Below are 22,259 nucleotides of genomic sequence, written 5' to 3'. Positions count from 1 at the left end.
CAGAACACTTCTTCATTGATGTAATTCGTTTCTTATCTATTTTTTTACCTTGGATTGTAGGAGCCAGTTGTGAAGGAAGAATTTTGGCATGATAAGTGGAAAAGAAATGATATTGGCTTTCACGAGGCGGCCGGCAATTCGTTGTTGACAGAATTCTTTTCCAGTCTCTCTCTGTCTCCGGGTGATCGGATTTTCTTGCCGCTATGTGGCAAAACGAAAGATATTGCTTGGTTATTAGAACAGAATATCTCAGTCGTTGGCTGTGAACTCAATGAGGAGGCCGTGAAGCAGCTCTTCAGTGAAATGGCAGTAATCCCACAGGTAAGCCAGGTTGGTAATCTGAAGTGCTACTCTGCTGCCAACATCGATATTTTTGTTGGCAATATATTCGATTTGGGTAGAGAGGAGTTGGGGCCGGTTGTAGCGATTTATGATCGGGCTGCACTGGTAGCCCTCCCCTCAGATATTCGTGAGCAATATGTCAGACACTTAATGGCTATCACCCAAGTCGCACCGCAACTCCTCGTATCCTTCGAGTATGAACAAACCCAGATGCCTGGCCCACCTTTTTCTGTTGGGAGCCGTTTGATTTATGAATATTATGATGCCGATTATAGCCTACAAGTATTGGCGACAAGAGACGTTGTTGGTGGACTTAAAGGCAAGGTTCCTGCAAGAGAAGAGGCATGGTTGTTAACACCAAAGTGATAATGGCTTTCTCAACAAGCTAAATTTCTGGCAGGGAATGAGAGCCAAGTATTAGTTTTTCCTTTTTTGATTTTGGCCACTTCTTAATGGCTATCTCCATTTTCAAGGCGGTTGATTTATCGGGTAGCCCCACAGAGAACACGAGCGTAAGGGGCCCCTTACCTCGTAGTGCTTTTGCCGCCTTTGGGCCATCACTACAGTGCTCAGAAAAACGCCTCTCCAAATCATTGGTTATACCGGTATAGAGTGTTCCTCTGGCCGTTCGAACAAGATAGAGAAACCAATTCACCCTCAGCTCTTCCTTCTTTTTTATATGGCCCATAGATTCAAGAAAATAAATCCTGCTGCTCATTAGTGCGAGGCGGCGGCTTGAACTGGGAGCAATCCAAGGTAAGGCGCCGATGATCCAAGCCCAGCTTTTTCATTGCCACTTGAAAGCGTCTTTGGAGTAGTTGAGCAAATATGCCTGTGCCAGTTCGCCTTTGGGAAAATTCACTTTGATAATCCTTACCTGCACGGCTTTGCTGCACCAGGCTCATGACATGCTTTGCCCTTTCTGGGTAGTGTACCTCTAACCATTCCCGAAATAGAGGGGCAACTTCATAGGGGAGGCGTAATAGGATATATGCGGCTCTTACAGCCCCTGATTCCCGTGCAGCTGCAAGAATCGACTCCAGCTCACAGTCATTGAGAGCGGGGATCATAGGCGCAGCGAGTACTGCGGTAGGAATGCCCGCTGTACTCAGCTGTTCAATTGTTCGCAGACGAGCAGCAGGGCTAGCGGTCCTTGGCTCAAGCTTACGCTTAAGGGCATTATCTAGCGTGGTCACACTAATGGCGACTTGGGCCAAGTTATCTTGTGCCATTTCTGCCAGCAGTGGGAGGTCCCGCAAGATTAGCTGGCTTTTGGTGACAATGGTTACCGGCTGGCGAAACTCCTGCATAAGCTCCAGTAAACTACGGGTTATCTCTTTCTCTCGTTCCAGAGGTTGATAGGGATCGGTATTGGCTCCCAGAGCGATGGGACTGCACTGGTAGCTCTTCTTTCGTAGCGCTTTCTCTAAAAGCTCAGCAGCATTTGGCTTGTAGAAAATCTTGGTCTCGAAATCGAGCCCTGGTGATAAATCCATATAGGCATGGGCTGGGCGGGCATAACAATAGATGCAACCATGCTCACATCCCCTGTAGGGGTTTATCGATTGGGAGAAAGGGATATCTGGAGATTGATTAGTCGAGATAATAGTTTTCGCCTTTTCCTCAATGGATGAGGTTATTAGTCTCACCGGCTGATCAGGCTCCACTTGCCAGCCATCAGTTTCACGGGAGCTGGAAAGTTCAGCAAAGCGCCCTGGGAGGTTAGAAGCGGTTCCTCGGCCCTTGCATGGGGATGGCGCTTTAGTGGAAGGATGATCTGACATTTTTTTAGCGATAACTGTATTAATGTACAGTTTACGCCTTAATTTTGGAGGATTGCAAGCCTTAGCGGATTTACCTGGAGAGGAAAATAAGTCTGGATTTGGTTTCCCTAAGAGGCAATGCCTCTTAGGGTCTAATTGTGCTCTTAGATACTGTTTAGGCAGTGACTGCGGGGTTATATTTCGATTCCATTGTCAGCCCGGGTCTTTCGTCATCCCAAATCATATGCACTACCTTCCAGGATTCGCCATCGTTCAATAGCTGGATACTATTTATCCCTCTTTTTAGGAATTGGGTTTTCTCCTTATCGCTCCAGGCCTCATAAATACTGAAGACGTGAGCAATATTTCCAAATTGCTCGATAATGTTGTGTATTTCAGCTTCATAGAAAGGGCGATCTGCAATTAGATTTTCAAAATTTTCTGGATATTCTTGGACGCTGAGGATCGTAGACTGGGGCTTGCCATTGCTATCCACAAATGTGCGAATCATTTTCGCATCAGGGGAAAATAATGATGCCTGTCTTTCCCAGTCGCGTTGAAAACCTGAAGGGCCAGAGATTCCACTATATAATTCATCGATAACTTGTTGTATTTCCATATTATTTGTCATATTTCTATCCTTGTCTAATTTCAATTAAAAGCTTTGATTGTCTAGCCGGTGACCCTGAGTTAATATTTAATTCTATTTTGTATATTGAAAATACCCATGCCAACTCGCTTGAATATTTAGTGCTGTCATTAGTGAGCAGATTCAAAGCTGTCATTATGATATCAACTGAAAGTGAGCTTATCTACAAAGCCGCTAGGTGTGCATAGCTACGAGATAGTGTGTCACTTCACTTTTTATGTCGTAATTGTTTGATTTATATGTGGTTTTATTATTTTCTATAATTGGTATGAATGCCTAATAGGTACGGTAGCTTCAACCATGAAATCGGAGATACCCTCTCGGGAGATGGGACGCCAAGAAGCTCTTCATGTAGAGCTGTCTAGGCAGTCAAAAGGGGGCTTGCAACTTATTTCTTTTATTCGAGTTTGTGAGCCTCTAGCAATTGATACGCTACGTTCTGGCCTTAAAATACTACACCAGTATCATCCCCTCTTGCGAGCCCGCGTCGAGAAAGATAATAAATATCGGTGGGTTTGTGATGTGAATTTTTCCGAAATACCTATAGATGTGTACCGGCTAGATAAGGAAATGGATTTTGAGGGAGAGTACTCAAACCAGGCCAAAAAATATATAGACAGTGATAGATATGCATATTGTCTAAGCATATTTTGCAATCATGAAGGTTTAGTGCAGTGGGTTATTGTCAATAATATTCATGCGATTATGGATGGTCGTTCTATTATGACTCTGTTCTTGCAGTTGGATCAGTTAGTACAAAAAAATAAACCCTTTAGAGACAATGAAACGCTACCTCTTGGGGAAAGCATCGCTAAAAATTTAGAAGTCGCTGGATATGTAGGTGAAAAACATATATTTCATGATGCGGATGATCAAAAATTAAACTGGCCTGTTGAGAAGGTTGCACCGGCAAGTAAACGGCAGGCTGGTGCAATAGCGAGACTATTGTGTCCTGAAGATCTCCATCAGCTAGCAAAAATAGGTAAAGACCGAGGAGTAAAGTTAACCGCAATTCTTTGTGCAATTGCTTCCATTGCTTCAGTAGTCCTACCAACCTATAAAAAGGGAGAGGAGATTATTTTAGCTTTAGATGGAAGAGGCTTATGTACCCCCCCGATCCCATTAGAGCATATTGGTTCGTTTTCGCAAACTACTCAGTTATCTATTCCTGAAGACCCTACATCGGTTGATATCATAGATTTTGCTGAAAATTTACAGTCCCAAATATACACGGTACTAACTAAACAACGTCCGATGGCAAAAAAAATTGTGTCTGCATACACTGTTGCTGAGGTGGAAGCTATGGCAAGAGAGACAATCTCTGGCTCAGAATCCTTCTTTGCCGGTATTTGCGTATCTAATGTAGGAAGTTTAAGTAAATTAGGTGGAAGGATGAAATTTTTTGATATTGAAAAAGGAATGGTGACCCAAACTAATGGGCTAAACCCATTGACGGTCATTTCATATACAACCAATAAGAATTCGGTTTTTGTATTTGGTTACTGTGAACCACTTTTGAGTCGAAATAGTGTTCTTCTGTATATAAAGCGGTATATGGATATTATTGGTGGTCTAATTCATTAGTTTTTATACAGGGTTTCTAGAATGCTTTCTTGTTTTTATGTGAGGATTTCAAGGGAAGATTGAATTATTCTTGTGTTGTGTTGGTTAAGATATCAATTTAAATACATAGATTGCTAGGCGCATTTGCTATTTCTTACTCGGTTGCGATGATTTTCTCCATAGTGGTGATGACGATTTGGTGGAAAGAAATTCTTGTAGAGGTTATTAATAATCGATATTCATACGAAGGTTAGTTGAATTCTATTTAAGTGAGGAATAATAAGATATCTATCCATTAGCAATGTTTTTTAATATTTTATCTGTATAGACGAAGGAATCAATCGATTGTTAACTAGATTGTGATTGTGCTGACTGTCTTAGTGATCTGCTCTCTGTATCAATAGCCAATATCAACAAACAGTTTCTAACTATTTTCCTATACTGAGGATAATGCTTCTTGTATTACATGTAATGTACCCATTAGCAAATGTGAGGCCTGCATGGAGAAAGAGCCACTCTCACGTGAGTTGGGGTCCCAAGAAGCTCTATTTATTGAATTGACTAATGAGTCTTACGATGGAACTCAGCTAATATCGTGTGTTCGCCTCCGCGATTCTGTTACTTTCGAGCAATTTTGCAGAGGTTTTACCTTTATCCATAGAAGACACCCAATGCTTCGGGCGAGGGCCAAGAAGGGCACCAAGGCTTCTTGCATTTGTGATGTTGAATTTGAAAAAGTACCTCTAATCATAAAGCATTTAAATAAATCATTAGAATATGAGATTGAATACCTTTGGCAGCAAAATCAATTTGTTGACTTAGAAAATTGCGCCTATGGGATTACCTTGCAAGTTAACGTGAATGATGAAGTTGAGTGGGTCATCATTGTTAGCAATCATACTGCATTGGATGGCCAGTCAAGATTGGTACTTTTTTGCGATCTAGACAGGTTTCAGGAGAGGGAGGGAGACGATATTGGCCAAGAACCTAAACTACTAAGAAAAAGTACGGGTGAGTATTTTAATTTGTCTGGATTCAAGGATGTCGATTTATTTAATGTGCGGAAATCCAATAACTGTAGTAAATGGAAAGTAAAGCAAGCGGTACCCATTATAGGAAGAAAAGGATACTCAACACTTAAATTGATATCCCCTGAAGCTGTTGCCGTTTTTGCTGCGCAATGTATACCTACATTCCCAGAAGTCACTGTTTTCCCTGTTGGTATTTGTGTTTCTAATACCTGTAATATGCAGCGATTAACTAGTGGGCTTAAATACTTTGAAATTGAGTCAGGCATTGTCGTACAAGTCCACGTTACCCACCTGCTAATAGTTATTACGTATACCACCTGTAGAAATACCATTTTTGTATTTGGATATTGTGAGCCCTTAACTAGCCATGAGAGTGCACATTTGTATGTGGAGTCATACTTAAAACTTGTAAAGTCTCTACTTGTAGATGAGTGTGTTCAATGAGAGTGTGTCTGTATTCGAAGTGCGAATGCACTGGCAATGGGAGTTGACAGGTGAATGATATAGTCACTGTTGTAGGGCAGGGGTTATATCTCGCTGCCGCTGCAGTTATTGGACTGGGCATTGCAAGGATCTTACGTATTGATAATACACTTGGCTGCCTTGTCGCAGGAGTGCTGGCGGCTTTGCTACTTCCCATAATTGACTATGATACAGGTTTGCGTGCAACCAGTATCAGAGAGCTGGTATTCTTTGTTATTTTACCGGTATTTATTTTTGAGTCCGCCTGGCAGCTGGAACCCAAAGTCTTAAAGCGCTGGATTGGACCTGTACTGTTATTCTCTACACTCGGTTTGGTTATTTGTGCAGTTCTTATTGCAGCAATTACTTATTACGGCATTGGTCATCCGGAGGGTTTTCCTTGGGTAGCGGCCATGCTAACCGGGGCTATTTTAGCGGCTACTGACCCTGTTTCTGTAGTTAATAAGTTGCGTCAGGAAAAAACGGGAGAAGATCTCTTAACCTTGGTGGATGGAGAGAGCCTCTTCAATGATGCTGCAGCTGTAGTTCTCTATTCGTTAGTATTAGGGCTAGCTACCTATGGTATCGTTGAAAGCTCATCGATGGGGGCTGCAGCCCCTTCGTTGGACGCGACTTCAGTGACACTATATTTTTGCATGGTATTTTTCGGTGGTGTTGCGATTGGGCTTATTTTTGGCTTGATAACCACTCTTGTCATATTGTTTCTGCGATCTCCCAGTGCGGCTTTAATGACTTTAGTAATCGCTGCATTTGGTAGCTTCTATTTGGCGGAAAGTATTTTTCATGTGTCAGGTATCATTTCGGTAATGATATGTGCAATTGTTGCTCGAGCGTGCTTAAGCAAGCAAAATAGCACCTATTTAATTCATGCGGGTCCAACCTGGGAGTGGATGGGGCTGTTTTTTACCGGTATTATTTTTGTGATTATGGGATTGGTGATTACTTTTGAGATGTTTACCCACCAATGGCTGGCGATGGTTATTGCTACAGCAGCTGCTTTAGGAGCTAGAGCATTATCTGTATTCTTAGTGGCACCTCTGACTCGCTTTGTTGGCCCCCCGATACCGAAATCCTGGCGTCTATTAATGAGTTGGGGCGGGCTGCGAGGGGTTATTGCGGTCGCTCTGGTGCTTTCTCTTCCAGTTGAATTGCCCTATTGGTGGACAATTCAATCTATGGTATTTGGCGTGGTCCTTTTCTCCTTGTTGGTACAGGGGACTACCAGTGGCCGCTTGATTCATAAATTAAACCTTTGAGTTAAGGTTCCAAGTCATACAGCCTTTAGGCTAATAGCGGTTGGGTTATCAGCAATTAACCACACAGCGACAAGAAGCAGGCTGAGTGCAAAAAGCTTGTTTTGCAGATTTCTATTTTTATCGTTGATAAGTGCTTTCGATAAGGTCCGACCAAAAGCGATCCATGAGAAATGTGTCACAAAGTTGAGTATGGTGATCATAATAATCAAGGTGATAACACTGCTTTCATTGCTCTCCTCTTGCTTTGGTGCGAACACAGAGAACATAGTAATTACTATCATCCAAGCTTTAATATTCATACTTTGAATCAGCATTCCCTGCCAAATACTTACCGATTTGGTGGCAGTTTTTCCAGGCTCTTTATTAGGCTTTATAAAAACGTAAGCAAGGTAAATTAAGTAGATGGCACCAGTCCACTGTAAGAAGGTCATTACCATAGGGTAGTGAATTAGCCAGCTCATAAATCCGAAGCCAACTAATAAAGCCTTCATTAGAAATACAATGTCTATGCCTGCCAGTAAAGGTAAGGAGCGACGAATACCCAAGCTGGCTCCGGCTGCTGCAAAGGTGATATTGGCAGGTCCCGGGCTAAAAATTAGTGGGAACATTACTGCCAGCCAGGCTAATAGAAATTCTAAGCTCATATATATTACTCATGTCGTAGAAGAGATATCGCTATGAGAAATGGTTCACACCGTTTAACGGTGCGCTTTGTTTTCCCAGAGATAGGTGAGCTTAGAGAGAGTAGAAGGAAGGTTCTTGTACAAAATTGCGCTGTGCAGACTTCAAGTAGCGAGCAGGTGTGATACCGAATGCACGCTTGAAATTTCGACTCAAGTGGCTCTGATCAAAAAACCCACAGTCGATAGCCACCTCAGCCACCTGGGCTCCCGTACGAAATAATGCGCGGGCCCTTTGGGTTTTTAGGAGGATTAGGAATTGATGTGGAGGAACGCCAAACTGGGCATTAAAACTACGAATTAGCTGATATCGACTCATGCCAGTTAATTGGCACAACTCATCCAGTGTCACATTTCTTTGCCAGTTTTCCTGTAAATAAGCACGGGCCTTCAAGACTCCCTGTTTGTTAGACAATGCCTTCGGGTAGATCTTTTGGTCGCCGTGACGTGCAAAGAGCTGGCTAATCGCCAGCGTGAGTAGAGAGTCTGTTGAAAGGGATAAAGCGTTCATTTCAAGACTGCTATGTAGCTTGTAAAGGAGCTGAAAAAGCTCAGGATCATCTAATAGTGGCCCTTTCAAAAATGGTACTGGTGTTTGGTTGAATTGAGTGTGCTCTCTGAGGGTTTCCTCAATGAGCGCCGTGTCAAAGTAAAACATACGATAGTACCAACCGGAGTCACTTCCGGAAAAACCGGTATGAATCTCCCCTGGATTAAGCGCAGCAAGGGTTCCCTGAGGAATAGTCACTGTTTCACCGCGATAATCGAGCTTTTCTACGCCAGAAAGGAAGATTCCAATAGCGAGTTCATCATGCCAATGCTTGGCAAAGGAAAACTTATGGAAGTAGGCGTGAAAAAGCTCTATGCCGCAATGACTCGGACTTCGCCAAGCCTTAGAGAATTCCTTTCGCACTGATAACCCTCGTATGATAAATAACCATTACTTTACAGAAAGAAAGGGTGGTAAGGCAAAGTTACAGATGGGTGTGTAACAATTGAATAGTGGAGAGGTTCGAAGTGGTACTTTTGATGTCGAGTGCCTTTGTTTGGTAAGCATTTACCTTACGAAATATAAATTGCCCATTCTTACTTCATAGCTCACTGGTTTTATCCTACCCGTGTACCAGCCAGGATTTGAAACCATTGTTCCGTCCAAAGAAAACCAACCACCTTTACCCTCCTCAACGAAGGCATATTTCTTCCCATTTGAATAAACTCCTGATCTGTATCTGATCAATCTATAATACTCGGAGTCATCATATTTAACAGAAGCTTCCAGTACCACAGGATCACCTGTAGCAGAGGAAATATAAATAAAGACTGGCAATTCATCTCGCCCAAATAATTTTAGTTCATCTACTAATAAGTTATCTGTTGGGAAAGCTCGAAATTGATTTTTCCTAATGTAACTTACAGGTTTATTCTGCCTAAATACAATTGACATATAGAAGGCTATGCCTGTTAGGAAAATAATTAAAGTAATTTTGGTTAGGGTTTTTCTTCGGATTTTATTCATGTCGTTTAACACAATAATTTTGAGCTCCGTGAAGAGGCAAATTTTTAATTTAAGCCTTCGAAGCCCAAGAATGGAGATCCAACCCTCATAGTAGGTGGCGTTGACTAGTCTTGTAAAGTGTAACGATGCTACTTGAGAATATCATTACGAGCATGTCCTTCTTTTTTGTAGATGGCTCCTTAGGAAAGCCTATGATCGGCTGGGAATGATTTTCTTATATATATTAACAGCCAAATACCTTGCCGAAATTTAATACTTTAGATAAGCGGCTTCTGAAAAGTAGGGTGAGTTGTTCTTTGCCGGGGGAGTGTAGTCGAATCTACGCTACCCTTTGCTATTTTTCTTTGCCAGGTACTCCTTAAAAGTCCAATACTGTACCCTCTGCTTTTCTCTCTCCAGCTCATCCATGTCATCGGGTCCAATCTCACTCGGAAACGGTTTTGAAAGCATCGAGCGTACTTGCGCTAGCCTATCACTTACTCTTGCACTCTGAAAGTAATCAATAATTTCGTCCTTCCATGCCTCTTCACCAAAATCGTGGTGTACTTTATTCATTTGATCCAGTGAGACCACGAATTCATTGATATCTCTAAGAACCGACAGGATCTCTTCTCTACTATATATTAGTTCATCCACTATAAAGGTCTCTTTCTATAACGTCTTAAATGGGCGGCCGAGCAATCTGTTGTGAAGTCACGCTTGACTTGATTGTTAGATTGAATTTCGTATATTAGTCCTCTCGGGCAATAGTCAAAAGACAAATCGCCAAGAGTAAGGTTGCAAGAACACCCGATGCTCCAGCAACAGATGAGGGTAAATACGAATCACGTCCAAACGTAATCGAAATAGCATTAGCAAACATTGCAATAACGCCAACTGAGGCAGTCAAACCTCCCAGCACTTTGGAGCTCCCATTCATTTTGGCAACTCCAAAAATAAGAGCAGCAAAGCCCAGCAAAAATTTCGCCGCGTAATAGATCATAAATGAAAAAGCCACAACGGCCCCCGCTGCAGCTCCAAGCGCCTCTAATTGGCTAGCGACCTCCCGAAATGGCATAAACATAGTGGCGCCAATGCTAACTTGCACCACATTGAATACAGAGCTGAATGCAATAGCGGACCACCCTACATGGTGGTTTTTAGTCTGCACCATGGCCGCTCCAGCAAAAGCTGAAAGAATGGTAAATAGCAAACCCTCCAGCCCCCAGAAAAGTTGCCGTGAGGGGTTAATCTCTGCAACATACAGCATGGTAAAGAGTGCCTGTGTAACTACTAGCGCCAACAGCAGAAAAGCTATGATTTGGATATTTCGCGCATTGGTGAACTTCATAGTTAGATGCCTTGTATTTTCTATATATGGATCTTGCTTCTAAAGATAGGGGTTGGCCTTATTTATTTTATATCGAAATATTGGGATATGCGGCTTTCTCGAACCTAACTATATATTTATATCGGGTTATAGGAAAGCAAGCGTCCCCAACGAAAATTTTTAGATTGTATGTGTCAAAGTCTACTTTTTTAGGATCGGACCTCGCGATTGAGGTCGCATCATAGCTTAGCAAAATAGTTGTGAAAAAGAAGCGATTGTAAAAAAGAGCAATTTCTTCATTTTATTATCATATTGTTAAATGGGTATGTGAATGGTATTAGCGTAACTATCTGCGCCTAAAGATCTGCAAAAGAGAGCTCGAAGTGAAGCATGGCTCGTCTAGCCCGTATGTTTTTTGAACGGTTATTCTGTTCCGGTTGCTGCCTGTTATATGTTTAGCCTTTCTGTCAGACTTTGATAATTGAAGCAACTAAAGCTATGAAAATAACAAGTAAGAAATAGGTGGTTGCACTCGCCTTATAAATTAATGTTTAATCTGGTATGGTTGGCTCATCATCCCAAGCAGTTGGGCCAGAACGATTTACTGATACGAAAGGGCTGTATATAGATGCACTATGAGTCGAACGAAAAATGAGGCGATCATTTACAATAGTTTCGACATAACGTCCATCAGGGGCAAACACCTTTTCCCCTTTAATTCTTCCGACAGCAGTACCTGATCGACCGTAAGTTTTTAGATCCTTACTCCGTAATTTTACTGACATGACAATTGGCCCGGATAGTTCTGCTTTTTGTATTCATCTCCCCTTTTCTAGAAACCCACATGTGGCCGGTAGTGGAAACCTGAGGGATCATGAATCTCTGCATGCAATGTGGCATGTATTCTCGCCAGTGGAGCATGAATTTAACACTTGTTGATCCACTAAGTGGGAACTTCTCATACCAAGGGGCGCGACAACCTTCTACAGCTTCGAACTCTCCAAATATGGCATAGCTATGAGCCATACCGATATTGTCGCCTTGGGCTGTTTCATAAAAGTAACCTTTTACCCGGAAGCTCGTCTCACCTTCAATGGGCTCACAAGAAAACATAACCTTAGTGTCTGCGATACATATTTCAGGTAAGGATAGTAATAAGATGATGAGTAACCTCATGAGCACCTATAACCGTTGGGAACGGAGTTAGTTTAGTTCTGCTGGCGTAGCGATAAAGCACAGCTGAAGCAATGCAGTGTCCGGCCAGCCCACATACGAGCGGTGGTTAATGGCTTTATTATGAGGCTAAAAATTGGGTTTAAAGTAGATACCTAAGCCGAGTGCAGCCACAGCCAAACTAATGAAAATCTGAACAAAAAGACTAAAAAAGAAATTTAGAGCACCATGGGTGAGTGTGATTTCGATGATACCATTCATTTTACTTACATAAGTAAAGCTACCATCAATTGAATCTATGACAGTTAGTATGCATAGCAAGAAGCCTGCTATAGCCAGGGTTGTACCACCGGATTTATCTCTCATAGTGCGTATGCGTCATAATGCCTCAATATGGCGAAGCCATGCTATTGCGGTCCAGCGATAAGGTGACATTGATTGACTTATTAGATTTTTCCTTGCTTAAGCATTGCTTCATACTGTTTTTTTACTAAGTAACCATAGGAAAATGATAGGGCGAGAAAGTAAATAAGTGATAGTACTACAACTATAGCGATGATGATCATTAGATTTGCTGATTTTATAGATTCTAGTATTTCAGCTCCCTGGCTACCCGCCAAAAGTAATATGCTAATCAGTAACAATGATACTATCCAAGATGCTAGTAGCGATATTAAGGCAAGTCTATTCTTCTCTGATTTAGTTGGTGGACGCTTATTATCCTGAACAAATTTTATTGCTGTCGCCATAGCCGAACCCATGAGTGCTCCCATTGTTGCGCCTGAATTTGAGTCAATTTCAAGAATGCTCAACACTATTGCCATGACTACCAACAATAACAAATAGATAACTGCAAAACGAACAGCATATTTACCTAGCTTGACTTGATTTCCCATACTGGACCTCTTTGTCTTCAATCTAACGCTAAGTTCAGCTGACCGAATCCAGGGACGCGAAGCGGCGGCGGATTTGGGTCAGCAGGAACGACCTGTTAGAAAAATTCAGATTGAGTCTAAAAATGATGTAATTTGCTCGATTCTTTCTTTGGGATTTCCCCTAATCTCAATAACTCGAAAGCCACTAGAATCTTCAAGTTCATATATTAGATCTTGAAGTTGAATATCGACTTCTTTTCTCAGTTCTGGATTTTCCGATTCAGGACATCTTATTCTATCAGGGTTTTCCACCGGGACAAAAATGACAATGTCGATTAGCTCCATCGCTTCTAGAATTTGTTCGCGGTATTCTTCTAGTGATACCGAGTTATTATTTATAGTATTTATATAAGCGTAGAAATCTAATGGGCAACGTTCAAACAGTCTATTGCTCTGACTACTTGTTATCAATTCAATGGAGTAGTCTAGCTGAGCTACAAAATCATCTTCACTTGGTGGGTCGCTGAATTCATGCCCCTTCTCTTGAAGCAGAATGTATGGCTCCTCTATAATTTCAAAGTTATCAAGCGAATCACCGAGATCGTCTAAAGTAGTTGTCTTTCCTGTGCAGTGCGAACCTGATATAGCAATTTTCATATTCTATTTTATTCCAATTGTTTTCTAATACGGCAATCAAGACAGCATAGTTTGAGTGCTTTTTGTATAAAAAGGGGAGCGCAGCAACTGTGCAAAAAAATGCATGAGGTAAGACATCGGCTGCTTTGCGTTGTTATGGCGCAGTTAACTCCGCGTCTATGGAAAACTGGGTAAACAGCTTCTCTTTGCCTTCGGAAATCTTCCCTTCTTTTTCTAGCGCTCATTATCTTTTGATTTTAATGAAGGCGCTGCGATCTGAATTTCTCCTATTGATTCCTTCAGCAGCTCTTGCCCGTGCGAATCGCCCATGGATAGGCGGTCCAGTAAATCTGGAACGAGATTATCTTTGTTCGGAACAATCCCAATATGTTAAATGCCGATTAAGCTCGATACCTACCCCAAAACTATCTAGTGATTTGCTACCGCCTGAGTTTAATATCATTCCTGAGCTGATCAAGTGATTAAAATGAGATATAAATCTTTCACAAATCACGCCTTCATTGTCAGATACTTATATCCCTATATTTTCTAGAGCCAAGAATTATCCAGACACTTTCAATCCAGCTGTCGCTTTCAGAGGGGCTATCAGCTTTTCTAGGTAGGCCTTATCTATTTCCGTATAACCTTACTGGAATCATAACGCCACCAACACCGAGCGAGCGGTAGCGAATTTGGGTGCTTGGCTTTGTTAAATACTTGATTGCTATTCATTGGATGAAATGTCAGTTTTATACAATTCGAGTTCTGCCTGTGGTGATTTGCCATAAATAGTGGTGAATGCTTCATAGAACTTTTCACCACGTTCAATGGCTCGAAGCAACTCCACACCACCATTAGGATGTAGATATTCGTAAAACACCGAAGCTTGGCGATAATTCATGTGCTGTTGATACCAAGGTTTAGGCCAGTCATTTGTAGAAACCGTATAGTTTAATGCCCACGCTTGACTAAAAAGAGAGGCTTTTTCATTTGCGATAAAATGCTTGCCTTGTTCAAAATATTCTATCGATTTCTCGCGGCTTACTTTATTGGCGCCGCCACCACTAGAGGCGAATGTGGCAAGGCCTTCCTGATACCATTGAGGTATAAAACTTGCCTTAAAGGTTGAGATTTGCTGGCGAAGGTGTAAATGAGAAAGCTCATGGGCTAACCAGCTTGAATAGTTTCCATTAGTTATTACGTATGATTTTAAAAACAAGCCATTTGAACTGACCGCAGCCAGTATGCCACTATTGATTCCTGTGTACTTTGCAAAGCATTCCCTTGTGTCACACAGGTGGACAATGGGGGGATTAACGAATGGTTTGCCATGTACTTTTTCAATGTGCTCAACTTGAGCATCTAAAACACTTTGGATAAGCAATGCTTGCTCTCTCATTCCCTGCTTATATAAAACTCGTTGATCTTCGACCAAGACAACGAATTCGTCTTTTACAGGCGATTGCTCTTCAACAGGGTTAAAGTCGGAACAGCCCACAAGAAACGCTAAGGCAATCAAAAGAACCTGCCGAACAAATCCAATTTTTTGTCTCTGATATGACGGCATTATCGATTATTCCTCAATACTTTGTTTCGGTTTGGAAAACAAAGCGAAAGGAATAGCAAGGGACCCAAAAAAACCACCCATAACTACCCATAATATACGATTCAAATTTCTTTGCCGTGCTATAGTAAAGCAAATTACCATACAAGCAAAATTTAAGATAAATAAGACGCTAGTCATTTGTGCTCCTTAGGTGATGGATGCGAAGGCATTTAACGCCGCCAGCAGGGGACGAAAAACCAGAGCGAAGCGGCGGTTTTTTGTTCCCTCTGGCTGGCTTTGTTAGCCTTTATATCAGGTCGTTCATATCAATTTCGTAGCCGGACTGCTTCATCTCTTTTGCAAGCTGAAGATGCCACGCTGATGCCTCATCAATATTGATATAGACAACCCCGCTAATATCATTAGGTAGCTCAATTGGTGCTTCAACTAATGCTGCAACGTTTTCTCTGCCTAACTTACCTATGAGATATCCATGTTCAAATACAACGTTCTGCCGAGCTCTACCATTTAATTCTTCTGATTTGCTTTTGACATTACCAAGGTCGTCCGGGGTATACAGAATTATGGCGAAGCCCACATCGGAATAATGTTCGATTTTTTCGATGATAGTTCTTCCAGAGCTGGCTTTTTCGTGAAGAATTATGGCCTCTAGGCCTAACTTCTCTACAAACCTGGCAGCCTTTGTTTGTGCGGCTTCATCATGGCCATGGACAATAAAAACCTTGCTTTTATCAAGTGGCTTTTTAACTGCAGTATCAGTTTTTGATAGCAAATCCCTTTTGTAACCTGGCGGGCCTTCAATAAAGTCATCCGTAACATCATCTGCTCGACTTACTGCTGTATGTGTATACGAAGGGCCGCCGATAACTGCTACAGACGAATTCATTGCTTCGGCTCGTATAGCTGGAACATAAGACTCAATTGTTCTTTCACTTCGAGAAATTCTAATTCTCTCTATATCATCAGGCTCAACAGTTTTTCCATTTATCAAGATTGCCTTACCTTGCTCATAAGGCTCAACATATCGTGCAATTAGCTGCTCCCGAGTAAGATCAGTCTTATTCTCACCATATTTCTTATCTGATTTGGGCTTAATTCTTACGTGATAAAACACTTTATCTCCGATGTGTTGTGAGGCTAACGCCCCAAACAAAGGCGCACTTTAGCGCGTCCAGCCTGAAGGGCGATTTTGCCTTGGTTTGTTATAAATTATCAATTTCTTCTTTAGTTAGCTCATGAGGAAAAACTATTTTTACTGTTTCTCCATTTGCCATTATTAACATATGGCTAAAAGAGCCATCCGAGTGCCATTTAATCGTTTCGCCATGCTGCACTCCATTTTCATACTGATACCTATAGTATCGAGTGCCATCTTCATAAAATGCTTCTGCAATACCAGTAAACGGAGCGCCATTGTGGCACTCTTTACTATCAATTCTTTCTAACTCGGCTGCAGAAATTTTATTCATTCGGATTTATAACGCGCGCGTAATAGGCGCGAGCTTGCGAGTGTCCTGATTGACGCGTTTGTTAGCAACTCACTGCGTAATCTCTTCTTTTGAAAGTAGATATGATTTGGCATGGTGTTTTCCTTTGTTGCATTCAGAGCATATGGTCTGCCCATTCTTATAGGTTGTTTCACCTCCATCTTCCCAGGCTTCGATATGATCGCACTCTAAATGAAGCCCCACACCAATTAGTATCTCTCTGTTTCTGCAGCATATCTGGCAAGAGTAATTATCTCTTTCAAAAATAATTTGCTTTAATTTTGGTGGGAATGTTCTAGATGCATAGACTCTATTTTGAACGACCAATATTTTATCTCTCAGCTCTATAGCCTTTCTATCTCTTCTTTCCTTTTCATTATCGCAAGCAACAATCTTATCAAGCATAAAACGTGAAACATTGACACTCAACTTAATTGGGACCCAATTCCCTTGTTTCTTTTCTAAGCCCATATATTTTAGGTACTTTACTTTGGCGAGATTGTCTTCACTTCCTTTATCCTTAATGTGAATCCGAACCTCATCAAACCTGAATCTATGCTTGAGGATATCTTGAAGTAATTTTTCATGTTTGACCCCCTTATCGTAAAGCTCCCAGAACTGCCTAAACTCCGAGCCAGCCAGTAGAGCCCAGCACATGCCGTCGAGGGCATTGGTCTTGCTAGTGAAGAAAGAGCTAAAGAATACATCATATTTTTTACTCAAATATCTTGGCATTCCCATAGTGCCTGGAGCTTCCCTTTTATTGCTAGCGCCGTGCTAAGTCGGCACGGAATGGAGCTTGAAATTATGCGAAGATATTTCTCGCATAATTTCAAGCGGAATGTGTTTGGTCGGCTTGAGCACTTTGTTAACTTTGCTAATCCAATTCAATCTTACCATTTTCAATAATCCATATTCCTTTATCAGTGAGAACAGCAAAGGGAATCTCATGCAATAAATTTAAATATGGATGAATTTCGACGGGATAATCAGTGACAATATGAGTCATTGTTAACATTGCAAGAGATGCACCTTCTGGCATGTCATCAGGTTTTTTGTTTAGTGCAAGGCAAGATTTTGAAAGCGGAGCTACAGACACGACTTCACCAGTATCTTTAGAGATTTTTACCTTGGTGTTTCCTCCAACCATGACAGCAGTTGGATCTGTCGTAGCAGCTAGAATAAAAACATCCCACTCCTGAGGGTTGTCACTTTCTAAGATCACTGAATTGAATCTATCTGAACAAGTATTTCTTCCAACTTCCATGGCAGTTATTCTTGCCGATAGCATAGATTTCTCTTTATCAGACATTTCCCTTTTAGGTGAAAGAAAAACCTCAGGTTTAGAATTTTTCCCATAAACAATATCAGCTATTATCCCATATGAATCTTCATTGAGTTCATAAAAAGAAACTGTATAGCTTGATCCATTTGGGTAAGTTACCCATCCAATAAAGTTTGGATAGTCTGCAGGATTAATCTTCTCTAGCAATAGATCAGTTGCGTTAGCTGAATGTATGTCTTTCTCATAAATTATACGGCCAGAACTCTCAATAACCTTAAGATTATTTACTTCAATAGCAGTAAGTGGCTTGGATTCAGTCTTAGGCTTAGATGGATTTGATGCATTGCATCCCACTAGAATAATTAAAAGACTTGCTAAAAAAGATATTCTCACGATTTGCCCCTTTAAAAGTTAACGCCTGACAGTAGGAGCGGTAACGTCCCTCTGGCTGGCTTTGTTATATTTATTTTAAAATCCAGCAGTGATTGCTAGAAATATTCACACATTTGATACTATTAAAACTATCTTCCAGAACTTCAAATTTTTCGATTATCGCTTGATACTCCCATTCCATAAAAAGAGGGATATCAGTACCAATCAATAATGTTGTATTGGGATACTTATGCAAGTTTTCATGTTTCTTCCGATAAGCCCTTTGTATGCGCTCAGACTGCAAATCAATTATTGCATCTGATCCAATAATATCACCATCTGTCTCCTTAATTTTTTGATTTTTCACATTACCACTATACTCTGGTGTGTGATAAATCGGAGAGTGACCAAACGCAACAATGGACTCTGCCTGAATCGTTGCTTGTTGACCGTCAATTGCTGCAGTTACTTCTACTCTTTCTAGTAACCTTCCTTCTGAATCAATGAAATCAGCATCGTATGACGTGTTAGATCCCGGATAGAATTTTAAGAATACTTTGGGGTCGTTGTAATAAGATTGTGCATATTTACTTAAAGGAAGTAACTCATCTAAAAGTTCCTTCGTTATTCCTTTTTTAAGCGTGATGAAGTCTAAGCTTTCAGACGTTTCTGAATATCGTGATATTAGAGACTTCACCCACTTAAGTGCAACATCACTTCGAATGTGCTCTCTGAGTTCATCAGTATTAATCAAGGTATTTAAGTTCATCACTTAAATATAACGCCGCCAACACGGGCCGCAATGCAGGGGCGAAGCCCCGAAATGGAGGTCCAGCCAGCTTTGTTGGCGGTCGTGCTTGGCTTTGTTATGCATTTGTAACTTCCCACCAGAAATATACAGCTACGAATAGGATTCCGACCACAAATGGCAGTATTTTAGTAAATAGACTTTGTGGCTTGGGACGCAAATGCTCAAACTCAGGCATACCTTTTACCGCCAAATCGTCAAATATATACCTTAACCTCTCCATTTCTTTCTCTTCTCGATAGGAAAGTCGATCATTCTCGGCTAGTTTCCTCATTTCAACCAGAGAATTATTTAGGGACTCGATCTCCTCGTCCGAAAGCAGCCCACTTTCGATAGCTCTTTTTTGTGCCTCATCGAACGTCATGTCTAGCTGCATATTATTTTCCTTGGTTGGCATAACGCCCCGCTAAAGGGCCGTAGTGGAGGCAAACTTTTTGGGGTAGCGTAGCGTAAACCCCAAAACGAGCGCCGGAACGGAGGTCCAAGCCGCAACGCGGCTGAACTTTGAGCGGTTTGTTATGTGCTCATTGATAATAATTTATTGTACCCGCTACCAATATCACAACTGATCTTAACGCACTATATGTTTTTCTACTTCATCTGCTTCTACACATAAGAGTTCCGCGATATCTTTTACAACCTCCGGAATTAACAAAGCCAGAGGAGGATGTTCTTTGAGAATATTGACAAGATTAACTTCGCCTTCCTCACGTATTTCAGACCAGAACCACCTAAAGAGATAATTTCTCTGCTCAAATTCCGGTAAGTCTGCCCATTTAAATCCACTCATCTTTTTGCCGTACTCACATAACGCCCGCAGCACGTGGAGTAAAACCGCGTAGCGGTTTTGCGATCACCGTGACTGCGCTTGTTAGCACGCGGACTAATCAATTGTCCAGAACAACGTTGAAGCTTGAACATAGAAAAACCCAAAATACATTGAGGCTAGAACAGCATAACTGAGAGCTGGCCTAACTAATTTAGTACGGATTGACTTCCAAAACCCAATTAGTAATAGGGCTCCGGAACCAAAGAGTAATATATACATAAAGGGTAGTATCGTTGCCATCGGCCATTCCCAGCGCCAAGGGCCATGATTAACACCTTGACTCCACCACTCCTCTTCAGAGAGCAATTCACCGCTAGCTCTGCAAAACCAATAATATGGATACGGAAGCAAAAAACTTATTGCTCCGATTCCCGACCAAATTTTGAGTCCTTTACCTAAGTCCATATATGCTGATTGTGCTAACGCCCGGCCTGTGTTTTATACACATCATTTAAGTCCATTTAAAGCCTCCGCTGCCTCCATATAATGGAGAAGCTTTGTGTACCCCTGCCAAACGGTTTTAACTCCAGGCTCACCATCGCCGCTCCGCCCCAGAAAGCCTCCAAGTCCTGCCAACATACGAGTTATATCTCTCATACTTGGAGCTTCATTGGGTGGGGAGGTTTTAGCTTGCATTATCCATATCATACGCCACTCTTTTTCAGAGTAGAATTTCGTACACGACGTATCAGGAAGCGTTCGTGCCCGTGTTGTCATGGAGTGTAGACGCCACCCAATAATCATATAGATTGCAATACAGTTCAACATGCGCTGCTCAGTTCTAAAGCGATTACTTTCTATCTGGCATCCGCCTTTCACCACTCGAAAATAGGTTTCAATTTCCCATCGACTTCGATACCACTCAATAATGATCCTCGCTTGCTTAAAGTCCTCAACTGCAAGATCGGTCAGCAGCATCCATTCAATACCTTTTTCCCCTTCTGGTGGGCTTAATTCCTTAGCAAAGACTGCGTAGAGAGAAAGAGGTCGTTTTGATTTTCCTTTTCCCTGCAATCTTACTTCTGCAATGGATACACTGACCTTAGCTTCCCTTTCTGGCCGTCCACTCCTTTTGGGGATACCTACTGAGTATTTCCCGATGGACTTCTGCTTGGTCATATAGTCCCAAAGTAAAGTCGTATCTTCTCCTTCGATCTCTAAACTACGGTTAGCCTTGGCTCGAACAATATAGCTTGCACGCCGCTGTTCATTTTGATCTTCAGCTAATTGAAACCACTCATGAATATCCCCCTCTCTATCCGCGATGCTCACAATCGTGGTTTCAGGGCAGCGCTCTTGTATCTCACAAGCTGATTCATAATGGTCTAGCCAGCGTCGACTCTCTTTATCTTGTATCGACTTGGTATAGCGAGAATTAGCACTAGATTCTTTATCTCGCTGCCACATACTACCTTCAACAACACCCAAATTAATTCTGGATGGTGTTATCGCGATGGAGGTGTGCAAGAGTTGTTGGTTGGTCTCTTTACACCTAAGTGTTCCCATCTCTTTACTTTCTAGGTCAGTGGCAAAATTTAGAAAAGTAGTATCTTGTGGAATAAGAACAACAGGCTGCGCCTTGATTCTCTCAAGAGTTGCCGATTTATGGCCGCTCATAATAGAGTCAAAATTGACTTTATCATTTTCGATAAAGCGATAAGCCGCAAACGTTTCTGCCCAAGTTTTGTTTGCACAAGGAATGCTATTCTTTGGGTCGGAGCTTAAATTACTAAGAATATTAGACAAGCGTTTATTCAAGCGTGTATCACCCATAACCTGATTTTTTACTTCGTCCATGACCCAGTCCTGCATAATTATCCAGCCAAATCTGTAGTTCTTACTGGGCTAAGCTGTAACTTATTGATTTATATGATAAAACTGAAAAAACTTGTGTATAAAACTTAGCGCCCGGCTTAGGGGCGGATTTGTAGCAGCGAAGCTGCGGAAAAGCCGTCCCAGCCATGCAAAGCATGGCGACTACAGCCGCTTGTTATACGTTGCGCTTTGTAACATGTAATGTACGTCTTTCTTTTGCGCTTATTACCACGTTGTTAAACTCAGCCTTCCAGGCTCCGAACTTTACGAAATTGCTTCTCGCTTGACGAAGACTCATATCATCGTTTAAATCAGATGCCGCATCCCAATCTGGGTTTTCTGGATCAAGACAGTCGTCTTCCCAGAAGCAGACTGGACATACTAGGCATTTGCCTCGCTCCGCTAGTGAATAATAATCACAGCACGGACACTGCTTCATATTTTCACTCATGGGGAATTCCTTTAATTCCATCGCTTGGTCTCGACTTACGTATAACATTTATATAGTAATCATTCTGATCACTATTATCCTGATTACTATCTCGGAATCAATCTAGTTGGAGAGAGATAAATTTTCATTTTAAATCAGAAGGTTATACGAATTTGGGCTAATCGTACAAAATGGAAAAACGATCATCATGACTACTATCAAGCAATATCAGAAAGCTCTTAACTTGTTGAATTATATACTATTTCAGAGTTATTTATCGTTAGTAAGAAAATAACGGTCATGATGATCGAAAATCTGACGAGCTAGCGCTTGCTAACTTTATTTGGACCTCGTGTAAGATAGGTTGAAACGGCAAAAAATAAACAGAAA

The 22,259-nt window shown here is 41.6% G+C and carries 25 protein-coding genes; 4 read left to right on the top strand and 21 right to left on the bottom strand.

The window, feature by feature from the left end; translation table 11 throughout:
- The first annotated feature begins 69 nt into the window (after positions 1-69).
- Positions 70-708 carry a thiopurine S-methyltransferase gene (tmpT, locus tag ACJJIS_RS14580; RefSeq protein ID WP_444932631.1) on the top strand — a complete coding sequence of 213 codons (639 nt, stop codon included), beginning with the start codon at positions 70-72 and terminating at the stop codon, positions 706-708.
- 19 nt (positions 709-727) lie between these two features.
- On the opposite strand, the gene ACJJIS_RS14575 is transcribed toward tmpT, so the two are convergent.
- From ACJJIS_RS14575 to ACJJIS_RS14565, 3 genes are all read right to left on the bottom strand, one after another.
- Positions 728-1,060: a GIY-YIG nuclease family protein gene (locus tag ACJJIS_RS14575; RefSeq protein WP_444905908.1), complete on the bottom strand. Its 333-nt coding sequence runs from the start codon at positions 1,058-1,060 to the stop codon at positions 728-730.
- Positions 1,035-2,126: a PA0069 family radical SAM protein gene (locus ACJJIS_RS14570; RefSeq protein ID WP_444932632.1), complete on the bottom strand. Its 1,092-nt coding sequence runs from the start codon at positions 2,124-2,126 to the stop codon at positions 1,035-1,037. The genes ACJJIS_RS14575 and ACJJIS_RS14570 overlap by 26 nt, the downstream gene beginning before the upstream one ends.
- Positions 2,127-2,280: 154 nt before the next feature.
- Entirely contained in the window at positions 2,281-2,736 is a 456-nt protein-coding gene (locus ACJJIS_RS14565) for a Cif family virulence factor (RefSeq protein ID WP_444905907.1), read from the bottom strand.
- Between the two features lie 345 nt (positions 2,737-3,081).
- Here ACJJIS_RS14565 and ACJJIS_RS14560 point away from each other — a divergent pair, with 345 nt between their 5' ends.
- From ACJJIS_RS14560 to ACJJIS_RS14550, 3 genes are all read left to right on the top strand, one after another.
- Positions 3,082-4,338, top strand: coding sequence for a hypothetical protein (locus tag ACJJIS_RS14560; RefSeq protein ID WP_444915982.1), 1,257 nt, complete (start codon positions 3,082-3,084; stop codon positions 4,336-4,338).
- A 479-nt stretch (positions 4,339-4,817) separates the two neighbouring features.
- Positions 4,818-5,792 carry a hypothetical protein gene (locus ACJJIS_RS14555; RefSeq protein ID WP_475708410.1) on the top strand — a complete coding sequence of 325 codons (975 nt, stop codon included), beginning with the start codon at positions 4,818-4,820 and terminating at the stop codon, positions 5,790-5,792.
- 50 nt (positions 5,793-5,842) lie between these two features.
- On the top strand, positions 5,843-7,087 hold the full coding sequence (locus ACJJIS_RS14550) for a cation:proton antiporter (RefSeq protein WP_475708409.1): 1,245 nt from the start codon (positions 5,843-5,845) through the stop codon (positions 7,085-7,087).
- Between the two features lie 14 nt (positions 7,088-7,101).
- On the opposite strand, the gene ACJJIS_RS14545 is transcribed toward ACJJIS_RS14550, so the two are convergent.
- The 18 genes from ACJJIS_RS14545 to ACJJIS_RS14460 form a co-directional block, all read right to left on the bottom strand.
- Positions 7,102-7,731 (bottom strand): LysE family translocator, encoded by a 630-nt coding sequence (locus ACJJIS_RS14545; protein WP_444905903.1) that lies wholly within the window; start codon positions 7,729-7,731, stop codon positions 7,102-7,104.
- Between the two features lie 91 nt (positions 7,732-7,822).
- Positions 7,823-8,680 carry an AraC family ligand binding domain-containing protein gene (locus tag ACJJIS_RS14540; protein WP_445360049.1) on the bottom strand — a complete coding sequence of 286 codons (858 nt, stop codon included), beginning with the start codon at positions 8,678-8,680 and terminating at the stop codon, positions 7,823-7,825.
- A gap of 144 nt (positions 8,681-8,824) precedes the next feature.
- Positions 8,825-9,295, bottom strand: coding sequence for a hypothetical protein (locus ACJJIS_RS14535; protein ID WP_475708408.1), 471 nt, complete (start codon positions 9,293-9,295; stop codon positions 8,825-8,827).
- A 312-nt stretch (positions 9,296-9,607) separates the two neighbouring features.
- The gene (locus ACJJIS_RS14530) at positions 9,608-9,919 is read right to left on the bottom strand and encodes a hypothetical protein (RefSeq protein ID WP_475708407.1); all 312 of its coding nucleotides are present in this window, start codon (positions 9,917-9,919) and stop codon (positions 9,608-9,610) included.
- Between the two features lie 94 nt (positions 9,920-10,013).
- Positions 10,014-10,613, bottom strand: coding sequence for a thiamine biosynthesis protein ThiC (locus ACJJIS_RS14525; protein WP_475708406.1), 600 nt, complete (start codon positions 10,611-10,613; stop codon positions 10,014-10,016).
- A 1,281-nt stretch (positions 10,614-11,894) separates the two neighbouring features.
- Positions 11,895-12,131, bottom strand: a complete 237-nt coding sequence (locus ACJJIS_RS14520; RefSeq protein WP_475708405.1) for a hypothetical protein — start codon at positions 12,129-12,131, stop codon at positions 11,895-11,897.
- Between the two features lie 80 nt (positions 12,132-12,211).
- A complete protein-coding gene (locus ACJJIS_RS14515) occupies positions 12,212-12,661 on the bottom strand; it encodes an ABZJ_00895 family protein (protein ID WP_475708404.1) in 450 nt (149 codons plus the stop codon).
- Between the two features lie 105 nt (positions 12,662-12,766).
- Complete coding sequence (locus ACJJIS_RS14510) at positions 12,767-13,297, bottom strand: AAA family ATPase (protein ID WP_475708403.1); 531 nt, start codon at positions 13,295-13,297, stop codon at positions 12,767-12,769.
- A gap of 703 nt (positions 13,298-14,000) precedes the next feature.
- Entirely contained in the window at positions 14,001-14,843 is an 843-nt protein-coding gene (locus tag ACJJIS_RS14505; protein WP_475708402.1) for a hypothetical protein, read from the bottom strand.
- Between the two features lie 286 nt (positions 14,844-15,129).
- Positions 15,130-15,957, bottom strand: a complete 828-nt coding sequence (locus tag ACJJIS_RS14500; RefSeq protein ID WP_475708401.1) for a TIR domain-containing protein — start codon at positions 15,955-15,957, stop codon at positions 15,130-15,132.
- Between the two features lie 88 nt (positions 15,958-16,045).
- Complete coding sequence (locus ACJJIS_RS14495; RefSeq protein WP_444895972.1) at positions 16,046-16,312, bottom strand: toxin-antitoxin system YwqK family antitoxin; 267 nt, start codon at positions 16,310-16,312, stop codon at positions 16,046-16,048.
- Between the two features lie 69 nt (positions 16,313-16,381).
- Positions 16,382-17,071, bottom strand: coding sequence for an HNH endonuclease (locus ACJJIS_RS14490; RefSeq protein WP_475708400.1), 690 nt, complete (start codon positions 17,069-17,071; stop codon positions 16,382-16,384).
- Positions 17,072-17,207: 136 nt separating this feature from the next.
- On the bottom strand, positions 17,208-18,008 hold the full coding sequence (locus tag ACJJIS_RS14485; RefSeq protein ID WP_475708399.1) for a hypothetical protein: 801 nt from the start codon (positions 18,006-18,008) through the stop codon (positions 17,208-17,210).
- 70 nt (positions 18,009-18,078) lie between these two features.
- A complete protein-coding gene (locus ACJJIS_RS14480; RefSeq protein WP_475708398.1) occupies positions 18,079-18,759 on the bottom strand; it encodes a hypothetical protein in 681 nt (226 codons plus the stop codon).
- Positions 18,760-18,853: 94 nt separating this feature from the next.
- Positions 18,854-19,171, bottom strand: coding sequence for a hypothetical protein (locus ACJJIS_RS14475; RefSeq protein ID WP_475708397.1), 318 nt, complete (start codon positions 19,169-19,171; stop codon positions 18,854-18,856).
- Positions 19,172-19,366: 195 nt separating this feature from the next.
- Positions 19,367-19,585: a hypothetical protein gene (locus ACJJIS_RS14470; protein ID WP_444908043.1), complete on the bottom strand. Its 219-nt coding sequence runs from the start codon at positions 19,583-19,585 to the stop codon at positions 19,367-19,369.
- 486 nt (positions 19,586-20,071) lie between these two features.
- Positions 20,072-21,436 carry an IS4 family transposase gene (locus ACJJIS_RS14465; RefSeq protein WP_475708396.1) on the bottom strand — a complete coding sequence of 455 codons (1,365 nt, stop codon included), beginning with the start codon at positions 21,434-21,436 and terminating at the stop codon, positions 20,072-20,074.
- 178 nt (positions 21,437-21,614) lie between these two features.
- Positions 21,615-21,878, bottom strand: coding sequence for a CPCC family cysteine-rich protein (locus ACJJIS_RS14460; protein WP_444908403.1), 264 nt, complete (start codon positions 21,876-21,878; stop codon positions 21,615-21,617).
- Between the last annotated feature and the right edge of the window lie 381 nt (positions 21,879-22,259).

The sequence above is a fragment of the Microbulbifer maximicatervae (SeqCode) genome, from assembly GCF_056231245.1.
This window is presented reverse-complemented; position numbering and strand designations above follow the sequence as displayed.